Raw genomic sequence first — 15,888 nt, 5'->3', positions numbered from 1 at the left:
GACTACCTGTTTACTCATGTTGGTCACGTTTTACAGCAATGGACTAAAGAAGTAAAACAATCGCTCGGTAATACGCTGCCATAACGGACGTTTTACCCACAAACGCGCATCTAACAGGCGGGAGCGCGAAATATAATCGTCCTGTACCGCAGCCAGATCGGCGCCGAAACCCGTATCATCAATGACCAGCGTAATCTCGAAATTAAGCCACAGGCTACGCATGTCGAGATTCACGGTACCGACCAGGCTCAGTTCGCCATCGACCAGCACGCTTTTGGTATGCAACAGCCCGCCTTCGAACTGATAGATTTTCACGCCCGCCGCCAGTAACTCGCTAAAAAAGGCGCGACTGGCCCAGCCGACGAGCAGTGAATCATTTTTACGGGGCAGGATAATACTGACATCCACGCCGCGCTGCGCAGCGGTACAAATAGCGTGCAGCAGATCGTCGCTGGGGACGAAATATGGCGTGGTCATAATTAAATATTCGCGCGCAGCATAGGTGGCGGTTAATAGTGCCTGGTGAATGAGATCTTCCGGAAAACCAGGACCGGAAGCAATGGTATGAATGGTATGCCCGCTGGCCTGCTCAAACGGCATAATATTCACGTCCGGCGGGGGAGGCAGAATGCGTTTACCCGTCTCGATTTCCCAATCGCAGGAGTAAACAATCCCCATTGCTGTCGCCACGGGGCCCTCCATCCGCGCCATCAAATCGACCCATTGCCCAACGCCGGCATCCTGTTTGAAAAAACGCGGGTCCACCATATTCATACTGCCGGTATAGGCGATGTAATTGTCAATCATCACCATTTTACGGTGCTGGCGAAGATCCATACGGCGTAAAAAGACGCGCATCAGATTCACCTTCAGCGCCTCTACGACTTCAATGCCAGCGTTACGCATCATGGCCGCCCAGGGGCTGCGGAAGAAAGCGACGCTACCCGCGGAATCCAGCATAAGCCGGCAGTGGATGCCGCGGCGGGCGGCGGCCATTAACGATTCAGCGACCTGATCCGCCATGCCGCCTGGCTGCCAGATGTAAAACACCATTTCGATATTATGCCGCGCCAGTTGGATATCGCGAATAAGCGCCTGCATGACATCATCGGAGTCGGTAAGCAATTGCAACTGGTTGCCTTTGACGCCCGCAATCCCCTGACGTCGTTCGCACAGCTTAAACAAGGACGATGCGACGCTACTGTTTTCTTGCGCGAAAATGTGTTTGCAGGCTTTGAGGTCATTCAACCATTTGGCGGTAGACGGCCACATGGCGCGGGCACGCTCGGCGCGACGTTTGCCTAAATGCAATTCGCCCACGGACAAATAGGCGATGATCCCGACCAGCGGAAGGATATAGATGATTAACAACCAGGCCATTGCGGAGGGAACTGCGCGCCGTTTCATTAGAATACGTAATGTGACGCCGGCAATGAGAACCCAGTATCCCAAAATGACCAGCCAACTCACCACGGTGTAGAAGGTTGTCATAACTTTAAAAATCCTTTAGAAAGCGTGTTGTTAAGAGTTTACGCGTCAGGATTCACATGGCAAATAAAAACACGGGAAAAGCGCTGGTCTGCATCCGGCGAGGGGGTATAATGGCGCTTCTGTTACAGTGAGAGTCGTAAACATGAAGCGTAGTAGAACGGAAGTGGGGCGCTGGCGAATGCTACGTCAGGCGAGCCGCCGTAAAGCGCGTTGGCTTGAAGGGCAATCACGCCGTAATATGCGTATCCATACCATCAGGAAATGCATCTTTAATCGTCAGCGTAATTCATTACTCTTTGCGATTCACGGTGTGTGAGCCAGAAAGGGCACCGTATGCGGTGCCCAACAGGCCATCCTTTTCAAAAGATCTTCTTATACGGTTTGACCGAAACCTGCGCATAGACGCCCGCTGCGACGTAGGGGTCCGCATCAGCCCAGGATTGCGCCGCTTCTAAAGATTCAAATTCAGCAATCACCGTTGACCCGGTAAATCCGGCTACCCCAGGATCGTTACTGTCCACTGCGGGCATCGGCCCGGCAGTTAATAATCGCCCTTCATCATGCAGAAGTTGCAGGCGCGCCAGATGCGCGGGCCGTACCGAGAGGCGTTTTTCAAGCGAGTTGGCATTATCCTGAGCGTAAATAACATACAGCACGGGTAGAGCTCCTTAATCGGTAAAAGTTGCTGATTACGTTATTGGAAAGGGCATTTAACTGCAATGTAAAGATACCGACTTTGTTAAACATGCACATTTTGTGTGGTGTTTTTGTGCAATATCATCTTTTAAATGCCGCTATCGGCAATGCCTTATTGAATATGATTGCTATTTGCATTTAAAATTCAGCTCTGGTTTTTCAACTGAAACGATTATGACTTCAATGACCCTTGATTTACCTCGTCGCTTTCCCTGGCCGACACTCCTTTCCGTAGGCATTCATGGTGCTGTAGTGGCAGGTTTGCTCTATACCTCGGTACATCAGGTTATTGAATTGCCTGCGCCAGCGCAGCCTATCACGGTGACAATGGTTTCACCCGCTGACCTGGAGCCGCCCCAGGCGGTTCAGCCGCCGCCGGAACCGGTGGTTGAACCCGAACCGGAGCCAGAGCCGATCCCTGAACCGCCTAAAGAAGCGCCCGTGGTGATTGAGAAACCCAAACCTAAGCCAAAACCCAAGCCAAAACCGAAACCGGAACCGGTGAAAAAGGTTGAAGAGCAGCCGAAGCGCGAAGTCAAACCGGCCGCGCCGCGTCCTGCCTCACCGTTTGAAAATAGCGCCCCGGCGCGGCCAACAAGCAGCACCGCGTCGGCGACCAGCAAGCCGGCGGTGAGCGTGCCCACTGGACCTCGCGCTCTGAGCCGTAACCAGCCGCAATATCCGGCGCGAGCACAGGCGTTACGTATTGAAGGCCGCGTAAAGGTGAAGTTTGACGTGACCTCTGCTGGGCGAGTGGAAAATGTACAGATTCTGTCCGCGCAGCCAGCCAATATGTTTGAGCGTGAAGTTAAGAATGCGATGCGCAAATGGCGCTATGAAGCAGGCAAGCCGGGTTCCGGGCTGGTGGTCAATATTATCTTCCGTCTGAACGGTACGGCGCAGATTGAGTAATCTCTGGCGCCGCCAGCCAGGAATATACCATCACCTGCTGGCGGCGTAAGCGGGTATACTTAACCCTGAACCGGGAGCGGGCGAGGTTTACCGTCCGGATCGACGGCAACATAAATAAACAGCGCCTCGGTGGCCTTGTAGCGCTGTCCAATCGGTTCTGACGCGACTTTTTTCACCCAGACTTCAATATTGATGCTAATAGACGTCGTACCGCGTTTAACGCAGCGCGCGTAGCAGCATACGACATCGCCAACCGCGACGGGGCGCAGAAATGTCATTCCTTCCACGCGTACGGTTACAACCCGACCGTGCGCGATCTCTTTGGCCAGTATCGCGCCGCCAATATCCATTTGCGACATCAGCCAGCCGCCAAAAATATCGCCGTTCGCATTGGTATCGGCAGGCATGGCCAATGTACGTAAAACCAGCTCGCCCTGAGGAGTATTATCCATTGTTGTCATTGTAAAACCGACTATCAGAAAAAATTACAGCCGCGATGCTACTATGAATTTTGTGTGGAGAATAGTGGGAATAAAGGTACTGACGGGAAAGCGCAGGGCGTAAAGGCGGAGAAAATATCGCCAGGCGTTCGCAGTCTGGCGATGATAAGTCACGGGAGGGTTATGATTTATCTTCCTGTGGCAGATGCCGGTAGATATAGACGCCGCTCAGCAGGGTAAAAATGAGCGTCAGCGCCGTGAGTCCAAAGACCTTAAAGTTGACCCAGATATTTTGCGGCAACCAGAAGGCGATATAAATGTTAGCCAGACCGCACGCAATAAAAAACAGCGCCCACGCCAGGTTCAGCTTTGACCAGACCTGTTGCGGCAACGCCAGTTCTTTACCTAACATACGTTGGATTAACGGTTTTTTCATCACCCACTGGCTTATTAACAGCGCGCCGGCGAACAGCGCATAAATAACCGTCACCTTCCATTTAATAAATTCATCGTTATGGAAGAAGAGCGTCAGACCGCCGAAGACGGCAACCAGAACAAAGGTAATCAGCGCCATCTTCTCTATTTTCCGATAGCGCACCCAGCTATAAATCAGCACGATTGCCGTCGCGACAATCAGTGCGGAGGTCGCCGCATAGATGTCATAAAGTTTATAAAACGCAAAAAAGACAACCAGCGGTAAAAAATCCAGAAACTGCTTCATTCTTCGATTCCATCATCAACGAGCGTCGAATGCGCCGCGTAACGGCGCATTGCGGATTATTGGCGAATCAACATATACAGGCGGAATAAGTAGATAAGCAACACTGCGGAAATCAGATTGCTCAACGTATTCGCCAGTACAGCGCCTACATTTGGGGTCAGTACAGCGAAGCTGGGCGCGAACAGCAATAGCAATGTTTTAGCCAGCAACCAGCCTATCACCGCAGGCGCGACCAGTCTCATGTTAGCCCAGGCTAAACGCATACTGCTGCGCATTGCGGCAAACACGCCCATTTTCTCTTCAACCAACATCACTGGCGCAAGCGCCAGCACAATGGCCATAATAATCCCCGGAACGACAATCAGCATTATACCGATTTGCACTAACAGGGTAGTCAGAAAAATAAGAATAAACAGTTTAGGCAATGCAGGGGCGCTGGCGCCGATAGCGCGCAGCGCGCTAACCCGATGTCCCGCTGAAACTAACTGAATCATCAGGATGATACCGCCGGCCAGAATAGCGTTGCCGATAAGCCCGGAAAACGTCGAGGCGGCAGAGGCGCGCAACAGGATCTGCTGCTGCTCCGGCGTCATATTTTGTACCAGCTCAAACAGGCCAGCGCTGCCTGCCAGATGTTCTCCTTCACTGAGTTGCGCGATTTGCGCATCGCTGGGTGAAAAGGCATGACCTAAGACCACCGTGATAAATGCGCACAGCAACGAAACCAGCAAGATAGTAATAAATTGATTTCGGAAAAAATTTCCGGCGTCACGGTAAACGGACTTCGCCGTGATAGACATGCACTCTCCTTGAGTTTTGCAGGTGTTAATTTGCGGGCAATTGTACCCTGGATAACTCTACAGTGGCAGCATCAGCAGTTGTATGGAAAAGCATATCTTTGTAAAGCGGCGGTAATCCGTATCGCGCGCGGGCGCGATTGCACGCCTCATTCACTTCGCCTCCTTCGCCCGATATCGAAAATTCGCGACAGGTTGAAGGGCGGTTTTCATAAATAGCGCAACTGACGTTTTCACCCGGCGTGCCAATTAGCGCTTTACAGTGCGGCTGTTTTTGGTTGGTACCGGCCATACAACGTAAAAAAGGGGTAACGGGCTCGGTTAATGACGCCGGAACGCGTCCGCTGGCATCGTCGCCTTCAGCCCAATAAAAGGAGACACGAAAATAGGCACAACAGGCACCGCATGTCATGCATGGGTTAAGAACGCTCATGATTCACCTGCAAAAAACTCACGTATCAATAGATTACAACGGAAATTAAGCTGTCCCGCAGTGTTCGCGAATCTTAACGCCACGCGCCATTGCGGGACATGGATTACCTTAGCCAGCCTTTATCGCCAGGGCAACAGGAGCAGACAAATATTTGCATAGCGTGAATATGTCAAAATTGATCTGAATTCCTATAACCAGGATTTTCAATGCAAGTTCTAAATTAATCTGGATCAATAAATGTTAAATTATAAGAACAAATGTGATCTGTGTTAGATCACTTATTACTTCATTGTGGGTATATTCATCACGCTTTTATAACCATAACGATGGAGCGGGTATGAAAAAATTTACAGTGGCGGCACTGGCGTTAACAACTCTTCTCTCAGGCAGCGCGTTCGCGCACGAAGCCGGAGAATTCTTTATGCGTGCAGGTCCGGCAACCGTCAGACCTACAGAAGGGGCGGGTGGTACGCTGGGGCATTTAAACGGGTTTGATGTGAGTAATAACACGCAACTCGGCCTGACATTCACTTACATGGCGACGGACAATATCGGGGTTGAATTACTGGCGGCCACGCCGTTCCGCCATAAGGTGGGTACGGGCGCGACGGGTGATATCGCCACGGTCCACCTGTTACCGCCAACGTTAATGGCGCAGTGGTACTTCGGCGATTCCAGCAGCAAAGTGCGTCCTTATGTCGGCGTGGGGGTGAACTACACCACCTTCTTCGATAACGACTTTAACGATAATGGTAAAAAGACCGGGCTGTCCGATCTGAGCTTTAAGGATTCCTGGGGCGCGGCAGGGCAAGTTGGGGTAGATTACCTGATTAACCGCGACTGGTTAATTGGCGCCTCTGTCTGGTACATGGATATTGATACTACCGCCAATTATAAAATGGGCGGCGTGCAGCAGCATGACAGCGTGCGTCTGGACCCATGGGTATTTATGTTCTCGGCAGGCTATCGTTTCTAATCGCATGATGTTGTGACGAAAAAAGACCCCGCCAGGCGGGGTCAAAAAAGGACATGACACACGGATTTTACTTGTCGGAACTCACTTGTCTTCTTTCGGTTCGCCGCAGCCTAGTTCTGCGCCAGTGAGAGGATCAACGGTGGGGTCCGATTTCGTTCTTTCTGCCATCGCTTTGAGCAGCGCCAACTGCTCGCGCGGCAATTTCACTGTCGCCAGGCCATCGCCGCCATCAACAGCAGGCATCGGTTCTGCGACATAGTTGAAGTTCTCATCGCTATTCCAGCTACCTCGCGGATCGTCGCCTTGCGACATGTTGTAGTACACGTCGGTATACTGTTCTACCGGCGGTAATTTACCCGGCGGGAAGTTGTTACGAATCGAATACAGCGCCTTTTCAAAAGAGAGCTGGTGCGCGACTTCACGGGTCATTAAGAAACTGAGCGTGTCTTTTACGCCAGGATCGTCGGTCAGGTTAATCAGGCGTTCATAAATGATCTTCGCTCGCGCCTCTGCCGCGATGTTTGAGCGTAGATCGGCTGTGACTTCGCCGATAGTATCAATATAAGCCGCGGTCCACGGCACGCCGCCGGAGTTCGTCAACGCCGGGCCGCCGCCATACAACAGAGAGGTGATATGGCTGTCATTACCATTCTGCGTCAGCGAGCGATAAAGTTCCGCTTCGCTTTCGGTGCCTTCCGCCAGCTCGCCTTTAGCGCCTTTATTAAGCATTCCTACCAGTGAGCCGATAATTTCCAGATGACTCAGCTCCTCGGTGGCGATGTCCATTAACATCTCTCTACGACCGGCATCGTCATCGCTTAAACCTTGCGTGAAGTAGCGGCAGGCGGCCGCCAGTTCTCCCTGCGGGCCGCCAAACTGTTCCAGCAGCAGGTTCGCTAATCCAGGATTAGGTTCGCTCACTCGCACAGTATATTGAAGTTGTTTTACGTGTCGAAACATATTGCCTCCTGCTTATTATTTATTTTTTGGCTTCAACGCCATCTGCTTCAGATCGCAGTAAAAATTGTTCCGTTGTCTGCGGAATATGTTTGATAAGCCAGTCAGCCATTTGCATTTCTTCTTTCAGAATAGCTTCAATCGTCGGAATTGAGGCAGTGTCGCCAGCTTTTTTTGCCGCTGCCAGCAGAGAGGTATAACAAGCAATTTCGAACTGTTCGAAAACATAACCGCTAATTGAACCTTTGACAATTTCATCGGAGGGGAACATGCCACCGATAGATTGCCCCATTGCTGCCATTTTACTCATGGAGTCTTTCAATACCGAACGGGAAATGCCATTACGGTCCAACACTTCTTCGAGCATGGTAATTTGATGTTTGGTTTCACTAATATGTTGTTCAATTCTGGCTTTTATATCAGGATAATTTTCAATACGGCTGGCCATAGATTCAAGCATCGATTCTGCCTGTTTTTCCATGGCATGGGCGTCACGAAGCCAGTCATGATAATGTTCAGTATAATTCATTTTACATTCCTCAATGCGTGATAATCTGCTCCGATAATAAAATCGGAATCATGCAAGCTGATAATTAAAAATATTATTTCGATTTGCGTTCAGCACTTTTATTAACATTGCTGACTGCTAAATCGGTAAGTTTTAAATCAGTTTGTTTTTCCTCGTCGAGGGTTTCTTTGAGCAGTTTTAATGCTTTGCTATAGCCGAGCTGCTCGGCCAGGGTGGCTAGCGTGCCGTAGCTGGCGATTTCGTAATGCTCGACTTTTTGCGCCGCGGCGATAAGCGCTGCATCGCGTACTTCGTTTTTCTCCGTACTTTCGATGACTTCATTGGCTTCTTCAATCAGCCCTTCCATAGCGACGCATTTCATTCTTTTCAGTTTAATGCCAGATTCAGATTCGACGATCTGATCAATACGTTCAATCTGACCCTGGGTTTCTTCAAGATGAGATTGAAAGGCCTGGCTTAATTTTTCATTGGACGTGGCTCTGGCAAGTTTAGGAAGAGCCTTGGTTAATTGTTTTTCTGCACTATAGGTATCTGAAAGTAGATGGATAAAAAGGTCTTCAACGGTTTTGATATTCATAAATCTAATTCTCCTGGGCAAAATACTGCGAGCCAGAAGACTCGCAGATTGCTTGATAAAAGCATGTGTTATATTTACATTACAGTAAATCAGGAATTATCGGATTTACGTCCGCCGTGACTATTCTGACCACCTTTTTTACCGGCTTCAGAAGCTCGTTGCGGATCGTTTTTGAAATTCCCGCCGCTATGCTGACCACCTTTGCGGCCCGCTTCAGATGCTTTTTCACGATTCTCGGCGAAATTTCCTGAACCACCACGATGTTCGGCCATATTATTTCTCCTGTCTCGTTGCTTGCTGAAAAAATCGGTTTTAACCGTGTCGACACCCTATTAAAATTAGTTGGTTAAACCGATTAGTCAAATTGACGGAAATAATTGTGATTTACCGCGTAAATAACGCACAAAAAATGGTTTAGAGATAATATATTCTATATTTTCTTTTAGAATAAGCGATTTAACAGAGAATGCTTTGCATTGTTATTAATAACAAGCGTCACTATCTGCGGCCCTGGAAACGTTAATGCATTGTTTGCTGACATTTCTTTACATAAAGGCGGGGGAAATTGACGTGAAAACGCTAAATTTTTCGGCGTGATTAGGAGTTTTCTTAGCAGAAATTGACTTCAGACTTTTTGAAAGCTGGACGGGGAATAACACCAAAAAGATTGATGATGTACGTCTGAATCGTGATTCTGGTTCGGCGCCAGCCACTCATTAAGCCGCCAGCGTTATGCTGACGGCTTAACCCGTTATGCGCGGCTGGCGGCTTTCATGGCTGAGACAAAGGACCTGAGCTCCGCCAACATCTGTTCGGGAGACGCGAGGTTTTTCTCGATAATCTTGACAATGGCTGAGCCGGAGATAGCGCCAGCCGCCCCGGCACGCACGGCCGCAGACACCTGTTCCGGCGAGGAGATACCGAAGCCCTGTAACGCAGGCGCGGCATGGTACTCTTTAAGCTTCTCAATGAGATGATGCAACGGCAATGCGCCACGGTTTTCCGCGCCGGTGACGCCCGAACGCGAAAGCAGGTAGGTGTAACCGCGGCCGTAAGATGCGACCTGGCGCAGAAGATCGTCATCCGCATTTGGTGGGCAGATGAAGATCGGCGCGATGTTATGCCGTAACGCCGCCTGGCGGAAGGGGGCCGATTCTTCAACCGGGACATCTGCGACCAGCACGGAATCTACGCCAACCTGTTCACAGCGGGCATAGAACGCATCTATGCCGTTATTGAACACCAGATTCGCGTACATTAGCAGGCCAATCGGAATGGTCGGGTGTTTTTCACGAATCAGCGCCAGCATTTCAAAACACTGAGCCGGCGTGACGCCAGCGGCGAAGGCGCGTAAGTTCGCATTCTGGATGGTAGGGCCATCGGCCAGCGGATCGGAGAAGGGAACCCCCAGCTCCAGAGCGTCGGCGCCAGCGTCAATCAGTGTGTCGATAATTTTCAGTGACTGTTCAATGCCAGGGTCGCCCAGGGTCACGAAGGGGACAAAAGCGCCTTCCCGGCGATCGTTGAGCTGTGCAAATAAATTTTCGTAGCGTTCCATCAGATTTCCCCTCGCGCTTTCAGGATATCGTGTACGGTAAAGATGTCTTTATCTCCGCGGCCAGAGAGATTGACCACCAGCAGTTGCTCTTTTTCCGGCTGCTCGCGCATCATTTTCAGAGCGTGCGCCAACGCGTGGGAGGATTCCAGCGCCGGGATAATTCCCTCATGGCGGCACAACGTTTTGAAGGCTTCCAGCGCCTCATCATCGGTAATGGAGACATAATCCGCGCGTCCGATGCTGTTCAGGTACGCATGTTGCGGCCCAACGGATGGGAAATCGAGCCCGGCGGAAATGGAATAGGACTCTTCAATTTGCCCGTCCGCTGTTTGCATCATCGGCGCTTTCATCCCGAAATAGATGCCAACGCGACCATGTTTAAGCGGCGCGCCATGCTCGCCGGTTTCAATACCGTGACCGCCAGGTTCAACGCCTATTAGCCCGACGCTGGTATCATTAATAAAATCCGCAAACATCCCGATAGCGTTTGAGCCGCCACCGACGCAAGCGATAACGGCATCTGGCAGACGGCCCTCTTTGTCGAGGATTTGCGCTTTCGTCTCTTCGCCAATCATGCGTTGGAACTCGCGAACGATGGTGGGATAGGGATGCGGTCCTGCCGCCGTGCCGAGCATATAGTGCGCGGTTTCGTAACTACCGGACCAGTCGCGCAGCGCCTCGTTACAGGCATCTTTTAGCGTAGCGGAGCCGCTATGAACCGGGATGACCTCAGCGCCCATCAGACGCATACGGAAGACGTTCGGCGACTGGCGCTCAACGTCTTTGGCGCCCATATAGATACGGCATTTCAGACCCAGCAGGGCGCTGGCGAGCGCAGAGGCGACGCCGTGCTGACCGGCGCCGGTTTCAGCGATAATCTCGCTTTTCCCCATCCGTTTGGCCAGCAGCGCCTGACCCAGTACCTGATTGGTTTTGTGTGCGCCGCCGTGCAGTAAATCTTCGCGCTTTAAATACAACGTGGTACGCGTACCGGCGGTAATGTTCTGGCATTTCGTCAGCGCGGTGGGGCGTCCCGCGTAGTTTTTTAGCAGATCGGCGAATTGCGCCTGAAATTCAGGATCTTTTTGCGCGCTGACGAAGGCCTCTTCAAGCTGGTTCAGCGCAGGCATCAGGATCTGCGGCACATACATGCCGCCGAATTCACCAAAGTAGGGATTGAGAAGTGTTGTCATATTTTTTCCTTAATATGCGCGCAGTGTCTGAAAAACTGAGGCCAGAAGACGAGCATCTTTGATGCCCGGCTGTGACTCCACACCTGAATTAAAATCGAGACCGGCACAGCCGACTTGCGCCGCCTGGACGCAGTTATCGGCCGCCAGCCCGCCCGCCAGTAATACATTATCCAGCGGTTGCCCCTGTAGCAGTGACCAGTCGAAGCGCTGCCCGCTGCCGCCTTGCCCATTGTCGAAAATGTATTTATCGACATGGTGATAATCGCGTGCGGGAAGAGCATCGCTAACGCTCAGCGCCTTCCAGATTTGCACATTGCGCGGCAACGCCTCGCGCAGCGCGTTGACATACGCCTGGTCTTCGCTGCCATGTAGCTGTACGGCAGAAAGCGACAGGACGGCGGCTTTCTGGCAAACATCGGCGATATCAGCGTTCTTGAAAACGCCGACATACTGCAATGGCGCGCCGCTTATCACTTCTCGCGCCTGCTCAACGCTCACCGCGCGCGGAGATGAGGGCACAAAAATCAACCCGCCATATATTGCGCCAGCGTCACAGGCCGCTTTAGCGTCCTGGGCGCGGGTCAGGCCGCAGACTTTATTCTCGCCAAGCAGCACGCGACGGACGGCGGCGTTAAGATCGTCATGCGCCATTAACGCGGAACCAATTAAAAAACCGTTGGCGAAGTGGCTCAGTTCGCGTACCTGACCATAGGTGTTAATCCCGGACTCGCTGATGACAGTCACGCCGTGGCCCAGTTTTGGCGCCAGCTGGCGGGTGCGATTCAAATCAATCGACAGATCGCGCAGATCGCGATTGTTGATACCTACCACTTTTGCGCCTAACGCTATCGCGCGCTCCCGTTCTTCGTCATTACTGACCTCCGTGAGCACGCCCATTTTCAGACTGTGCGCGACGGCGGAGAGTTGGCGATACTGTTCGTCATCCAGAACCGAGAGCATCAGTAAACAGGCATCGGCCTGATAGTAACGGGCAAGGTAGATCTGATAGGGATCGATAATAAAATCCTTACACAGAATCGGCTGCGGCGCACTTTGGCTAACGACCGGCAGAAAATCGAAGCTCCCCTGAAAATATTTTTCGTCGGTGAGCACCGAGATCGCCGAGGCGTAATGTTTATAAATACTGGCAATACGCGCCGGATCGAAATCGTCGCGAATCACGCCTTTTGATGGCGATGCTTTCTTACACTCCAGAATAAAGGCGGTACGCGCGCCCTGGAGCGCATCATAAAAATGGCGTGTACTTGGCTGGATCTCATTTTGAAAGCTGGCCAGCGGCTGTTGCTGTTTGCGGGCTTCTACCCAAATCGCCTTGTCTGCGACGATTTTCGCTAAAACGGTTTGCATTATTTACCCTCTTGCCGCCAGTGCGGTGACTCTGTCATATGCGGTGCCGTTGCGCAGAACATCAAGCACGGTTTGCGCGTTGGCTTTGAGATCTTCCTGACCATGCAGACGCATCAGCATCGCCACGTTGGCGGCGACGGCGGCCTCATGCGCGGCATCGCCTTTACCTTGTAATAACCGCGTCAGAATGTCACGGTTTTCTTCCGGCGTGCCGCCAGCCAACTGATCCTGATGGTAAGGCGTCAGGCCAAAATCCTCCGCCGTAAGTTGATAGCTTTTAATTTCGCCGTCATGCAGCTCCGCGACAATCGTCGGCGCATGGAGCGAAACCTCATCCATGCCGCCGCTATGTACCACCGCCGCGCGCTGATAGCCCAGTACCCGTAAGGTTTCCGCAATCGGCAGCACCAGTTCCGGGCTATAGACGCCAATCAATGCCAGCGGCGGATGCGCCGGGTTGATCAGCGGGCCGAGTACGTTGAACAGGGTTCGCGTTTTTAACTGTTGGCGAACCGGCATCGCGTGACGGAATCCGGTGTGATATTTCGGCGCAAACAGGAAACAGACGCCCAGTTCATCTAACGCCTGACGTGATTTATCGGCGTTCATATCCAGATTAATACCGAACGCCGCCAGCAGATCGGATGACCCCGATTTGCTGGACACGCTACGGTTGCCGTGTTTCGCCACTTTCAGTCCACAGGCCGCTGCGACAAAGGCGCTGGCGGTAGAGATATTGATACTGTTACTGCCATCGCCGCCGGTACCAACGATATCCGCAAACAGATACTCCGGGCGCGGGAACGGGGCGGCATTTTCCAGCAACGCAGTGGCGGCGCCGGCAATTTCATTGGGATGCTCGCCGCGAATTTTCATGCTCACCAGCGCGGCGGCGAGCTGTTCAGGCTTAAGTTCGCCGCGGACGACCGCCGAAAACAACTGATGGCTCTCTTGTTGCGTCAGAGTTTGCGCCTGATAGAGTTTCTCCAGAATTGGCTGTAGGGTGTTGGTCGGTTCCAGCTTTTGCTGCGCCCAGGCTAATGTTTGCTCCAGTAGACGCGCACCCTGTGTCGTCAGGATGGACTCAGGATGAAATTGAAAACCGCAAACGCGATCCGCATCATGACGTACCGCCATCACCATGCCGTTGAAATGGGCGTTAATGGTTAGCCCGGCAGGAACATTACTGCCGACCAGCGAATGATAACGCGCGACCGGTAGCGGATTCGCCAGCCCGGCGAACATCGCCTGACCGTCATGCTCAATGCTGGAGGCTTTGCCATGCAGGATTTCTCCCGCCTGACCGACATAACCGCCGTAAGCTTCGACAATCGCCTGATGCCCCAGACAAATGCCGATGATCGGTAACTTGCCGCGTAGTCGGGTCAGCAGCTCCGGCATACAGCCTGCCTCGCTGGGAACGCCCGGACCGGGGGAGAGCATTAGCACCGGATTTTTCATTGTCGCCAGGCGATCGATAAGCGTCTGCGCCGGAATATGGTTACGGTAAATCACCACGTTATGACCGTTGGTCCGTAGCTGATCTGCCAGGTTCCAGGTAAACGAGTCGATGTTATCGAGCAGCAGAATATCAGCCATCAGAAGGTCTCCTGTGCATGATGCGCGGTGGCGATAGCACGCAATACGGCGCGCGCTTTATTACGGGTTTCATCGGCTTCAGACTGCGGAACCGAGTCCAGCACAATTCCGGCGCCCGCCTGTACGGTGGCGATACCGTTCTCCACCAGCGCGGAGCGGATAACAATACAGGTGTCCAGATCGCCGTGGGCGGTGAAGTAACCGACCGCGCCGCCATAGCTGCCGCGGCGCTGTCCTTCCGCATCGGCAATCAACTGCATGGCGCGTACTTTCGGCGCGCCGCTCAGGGTGCCCATGTTCATGCAGGCGCGATAGGCGTGCAGCGCGTCGAGATCGTGACGCAGTTCGCCCACCACCCGGGAAACCAAATGCATCACGTACGAATAGCGGTCAACTTTTGTCAGATCGGCAACGTAGCGACTGCCCGGCGTACAGATGCGCGCCAGGTCATTGCGCGCCAGATCGACCAGCATCAGATGTTCGGAAAGCTCTTTATGGTCGGTACGCATGTCCAGCTCAATACGGCTGTCGAGATCTCTGTCCAGCGTACCATCGGCGCGGCGACCGCGTGGACGGGTACCCGCGATGGGGTAAATCTCAATCTGACGACTGGCGGCGTCATATTTCAGCGAGCTTTCCGGCGACGCGCCGAAAAGCGTGAAATCATTATCCTGCATAAAGAACATATACGGGCTGGGGTTGCTCTTTTTCAGCACGTAGTAGGCAGCCAACGGCGACGGGCAGGGCAGTGAAAAGCGGCGCGACGGCACCACCTGAAATATCTCCCCCGCGCGGATGGCTTTTTGCAACTGGCGTACCACCGCGCCGAACGCGTCATCGCTCTGATTGCATTCACAGCGCATGTCCGGCACCGGCGTCACCGGCAACGGCGGCGCAGGCTGGGTTAACTGTTGGCTAAGGTACGCCAGGCGGGCGTTCAGGCGCTGTTTTTCCCGGTCGCTTGCGGTGAACAGACTGGCCTGAATACGGGTGCTTTTTTTCTGATGATCTATCACCATCAGCGTTTCCGCTAAATAAAAGCAGTAGTCCGGGCAGTTATTGCCAGCCTCAAGGTGTGGCAGCGCTTCAAAGCCAGCGACCAGGTCGTAGGCAAACAGACCGCCGAAAAACATAGCCTCCCGCTCTTGCGTCGGTATGTTCACCACTCCCTGTAACAGGCGGAACGCATCAAATACCGACAGAGAGCATAAACGGGCGTCTTCATCTAATAATGGGCTGACGGGCGGAAAGCGTAGAATGCGACCGACAGGCAGGACTTCGTTCTCCACGCCAGCGGGGAGGGCGGTATCCAGTAGCGGTAATAACGAGGCGCCATTATCAGATAACGCCTGAATAGTGACAGTGTCACCTAGAGCGGTAATGCGCAGCGCGCTATCTACCAGCAGCAGGCTTTTTAAATCGTCTTTACTGTCGATATCCGCGGATTCCAGCAGCAGCGTTGCCGGGCGATCGCCGCAGACCTGATGAAAAAGCGCCGTTGGGTTTTCCCGGTAGGCGGCATCGCAGGTCAACAGTTCGAGCGTGGGTTTTGGTGTTTGCATGGTTATTCTCATTATTTTGTTCAAAAAAAAGCCCGCTTAACAGGCGGGCCGGGTATCGTTTGGCTGATTACAGCTGTTC

General features: G+C 52.6%; 18 protein-coding genes and 1 other annotated feature (1 of these 19 running past the window's edge). Of the genes, 3 read left to right on the top strand and 15 right to left on the bottom strand.

Translation table 11 applies throughout. The features are described 5' to 3' along the window. Positions 1 to 30 precede the first annotated feature (30 nt). A complete protein-coding gene (gene cls, locus ACLJZ5_RS02380) occupies positions 31 to 1,491 on the bottom strand; it encodes a cardiolipin synthase (RefSeq protein ID WP_000206886.1) in 1,461 nt (486 codons plus the stop codon). A 142-nt stretch (positions 1,492 to 1,633) separates the two neighbouring features. Here cls and ACLJZ5_RS02375 point away from each other — a divergent pair, with 142 nt between their 5' ends. Next, positions 1,634 to 1,807 carry a YciY family protein gene (locus ACLJZ5_RS02375; RefSeq protein ID WP_001531561.1) on the top strand — a complete coding sequence of 58 codons (174 nt, stop codon included), beginning with the start codon at positions 1,634 to 1,636 and terminating at the stop codon, positions 1,805 to 1,807. A gap of 43 nt (positions 1,808 to 1,850) precedes the next feature. Here the strand turns inward: ACLJZ5_RS02375 and ACLJZ5_RS02370 are convergent, their stop codons facing one another. Next, a complete protein-coding gene (locus ACLJZ5_RS02370) occupies positions 1,851 to 2,147 on the bottom strand; it encodes a YciI family protein (protein ID WP_000967605.1) in 297 nt (98 codons plus the stop codon). Positions 2,148 to 2,370: 223 nt separating this feature from the next. On the opposite strand from ACLJZ5_RS02370, the gene tonB reads away from it, so the two are divergent. Continuing rightward, positions 2,371 to 3,099: a TonB system transport protein TonB gene (tonB, locus tag ACLJZ5_RS02365; protein ID WP_001525247.1), complete on the top strand. Its 729-nt coding sequence runs from the start codon at positions 2,371 to 2,373 to the stop codon at positions 3,097 to 3,099. 59 nt (positions 3,100 to 3,158) lie between these two features. Here the strand turns inward: tonB and yciA are convergent, their stop codons facing one another. The 4 genes from yciA to ACLJZ5_RS02345 form a co-directional block, all read right to left on the bottom strand. Next, complete coding sequence (yciA, locus tag ACLJZ5_RS02360; protein ID WP_000210317.1) at positions 3,159 to 3,560, bottom strand: acyl-CoA thioester hydrolase YciA; 402 nt, start codon at positions 3,558 to 3,560, stop codon at positions 3,159 to 3,161. Between the two features lie 160 nt (positions 3,561 to 3,720). Beyond that, complete coding sequence (locus ACLJZ5_RS02355; RefSeq protein WP_000808682.1) at positions 3,721 to 4,260, bottom strand: septation protein A; 540 nt, start codon at positions 4,258 to 4,260, stop codon at positions 3,721 to 3,723. 56 nt (positions 4,261 to 4,316) lie between these two features. Beyond that, the gene (locus ACLJZ5_RS02350) at positions 4,317 to 5,060 is read right to left on the bottom strand and encodes a YciC family protein (RefSeq protein ID WP_000028507.1); all 744 of its coding nucleotides are present in this window, start codon (positions 5,058 to 5,060) and stop codon (positions 4,317 to 4,319) included. A 25-nt stretch (positions 5,061 to 5,085) separates the two neighbouring features. Continuing rightward, on the bottom strand, positions 5,086 to 5,490 hold the full coding sequence (locus ACLJZ5_RS02345) for a YkgJ family cysteine cluster protein (RefSeq protein WP_000114955.1): 405 nt from the start codon (positions 5,488 to 5,490) through the stop codon (positions 5,086 to 5,088). A 337-nt stretch (positions 5,491 to 5,827) separates the two neighbouring features. Here ACLJZ5_RS02345 and ompW point away from each other — a divergent pair, with 337 nt between their 5' ends. Beyond that, the gene (gene ompW, locus ACLJZ5_RS02340; protein WP_000714798.1) at positions 5,828 to 6,466 is read left to right on the top strand and encodes an outer membrane protein OmpW; all 639 of its coding nucleotides are present in this window, start codon (positions 5,828 to 5,830) and stop codon (positions 6,464 to 6,466) included. An 81-nt stretch (positions 6,467 to 6,547) separates the two neighbouring features. On the opposite strand, the gene ACLJZ5_RS02335 is transcribed toward ompW, so the two are convergent. From ACLJZ5_RS02335 to trpE, 9 genes are all read right to left on the bottom strand, one after another. Next, positions 6,548 to 7,426: a manganese catalase family protein gene (locus ACLJZ5_RS02335; RefSeq protein ID WP_000488353.1), complete on the bottom strand. Its 879-nt coding sequence runs from the start codon at positions 7,424 to 7,426 to the stop codon at positions 6,548 to 6,550. Between the two features lie 19 nt (positions 7,427 to 7,445). After that, positions 7,446 to 7,952, bottom strand: a complete 507-nt coding sequence (locus ACLJZ5_RS02330) for a ferritin-like domain-containing protein (protein WP_001109977.1) — start codon at positions 7,950 to 7,952, stop codon at positions 7,446 to 7,448. A gap of 73 nt (positions 7,953 to 8,025) precedes the next feature. Continuing rightward, positions 8,026 to 8,529, bottom strand: coding sequence for a ferritin-like domain-containing protein (locus tag ACLJZ5_RS02325; protein WP_001022822.1), 504 nt, complete (start codon positions 8,527 to 8,529; stop codon positions 8,026 to 8,028). Positions 8,530 to 8,618: 89 nt separating this feature from the next. Continuing rightward, positions 8,619 to 8,801 carry a general stress protein gene (locus ACLJZ5_RS02320; protein ID WP_000807657.1) on the bottom strand — a complete coding sequence of 61 codons (183 nt, stop codon included), beginning with the start codon at positions 8,799 to 8,801 and terminating at the stop codon, positions 8,619 to 8,621. A gap of 479 nt (positions 8,802 to 9,280) precedes the next feature. Beyond that, positions 9,281 to 10,087 (bottom strand): tryptophan synthase subunit alpha, encoded by an 807-nt coding sequence (gene trpA, locus ACLJZ5_RS02315; protein ID WP_000443029.1) that lies wholly within the window; start codon positions 10,085 to 10,087, stop codon positions 9,281 to 9,283. Continuing rightward, entirely contained in the window at positions 10,087 to 11,280 is a 1,194-nt protein-coding gene (gene trpB / locus ACLJZ5_RS02310; RefSeq protein WP_000209485.1) for a tryptophan synthase subunit beta, read from the bottom strand. The genes trpA and trpB overlap by 1 nt, the downstream gene beginning before the upstream one ends. Positions 11,281 to 11,289: 9 nt before the next feature. Then, positions 11,290 to 12,648: a bifunctional indole-3-glycerol-phosphate synthase TrpC/phosphoribosylanthranilate isomerase TrpF gene (trpCF, locus tag ACLJZ5_RS02305; protein ID WP_001195281.1), complete on the bottom strand. Its 1,359-nt coding sequence runs from the start codon at positions 12,646 to 12,648 to the stop codon at positions 11,290 to 11,292. 3 nt (positions 12,649 to 12,651) lie between these two features. Next, entirely contained in the window at positions 12,652 to 14,247 is a 1,596-nt protein-coding gene (trpD, locus tag ACLJZ5_RS02300; protein ID WP_000763492.1) for a bifunctional anthranilate synthase glutamate amidotransferase component TrpG/anthranilate phosphoribosyltransferase TrpD, read from the bottom strand. Next, positions 14,247 to 15,809 carry an anthranilate synthase component I gene (gene trpE / locus ACLJZ5_RS02295; RefSeq protein WP_024797890.1) on the bottom strand — a complete coding sequence of 521 codons (1,563 nt, stop codon included), beginning with the start codon at positions 15,807 to 15,809 and terminating at the stop codon, positions 14,247 to 14,249. The genes trpD and trpE overlap by 1 nt, the downstream gene beginning before the upstream one ends. A gap of 22 nt (positions 15,810 to 15,831) precedes the next feature. Then, positions 15,832 to 15,888 (bottom strand) — a sequence feature (Trp leader region); it runs 39 nt beyond the window's last position.

The organism is Salmonella sp. 5800 (assembly GCF_046558195.1).
Taxonomy (GTDB): domain Bacteria; phylum Pseudomonadota; class Gammaproteobacteria; order Enterobacterales; family Enterobacteriaceae; genus Salmonella; species Salmonella enterica.
Note: the sequence above shows the minus strand (reverse complement) of the source record. Positions and strands in the feature narration are given on the sequence as shown.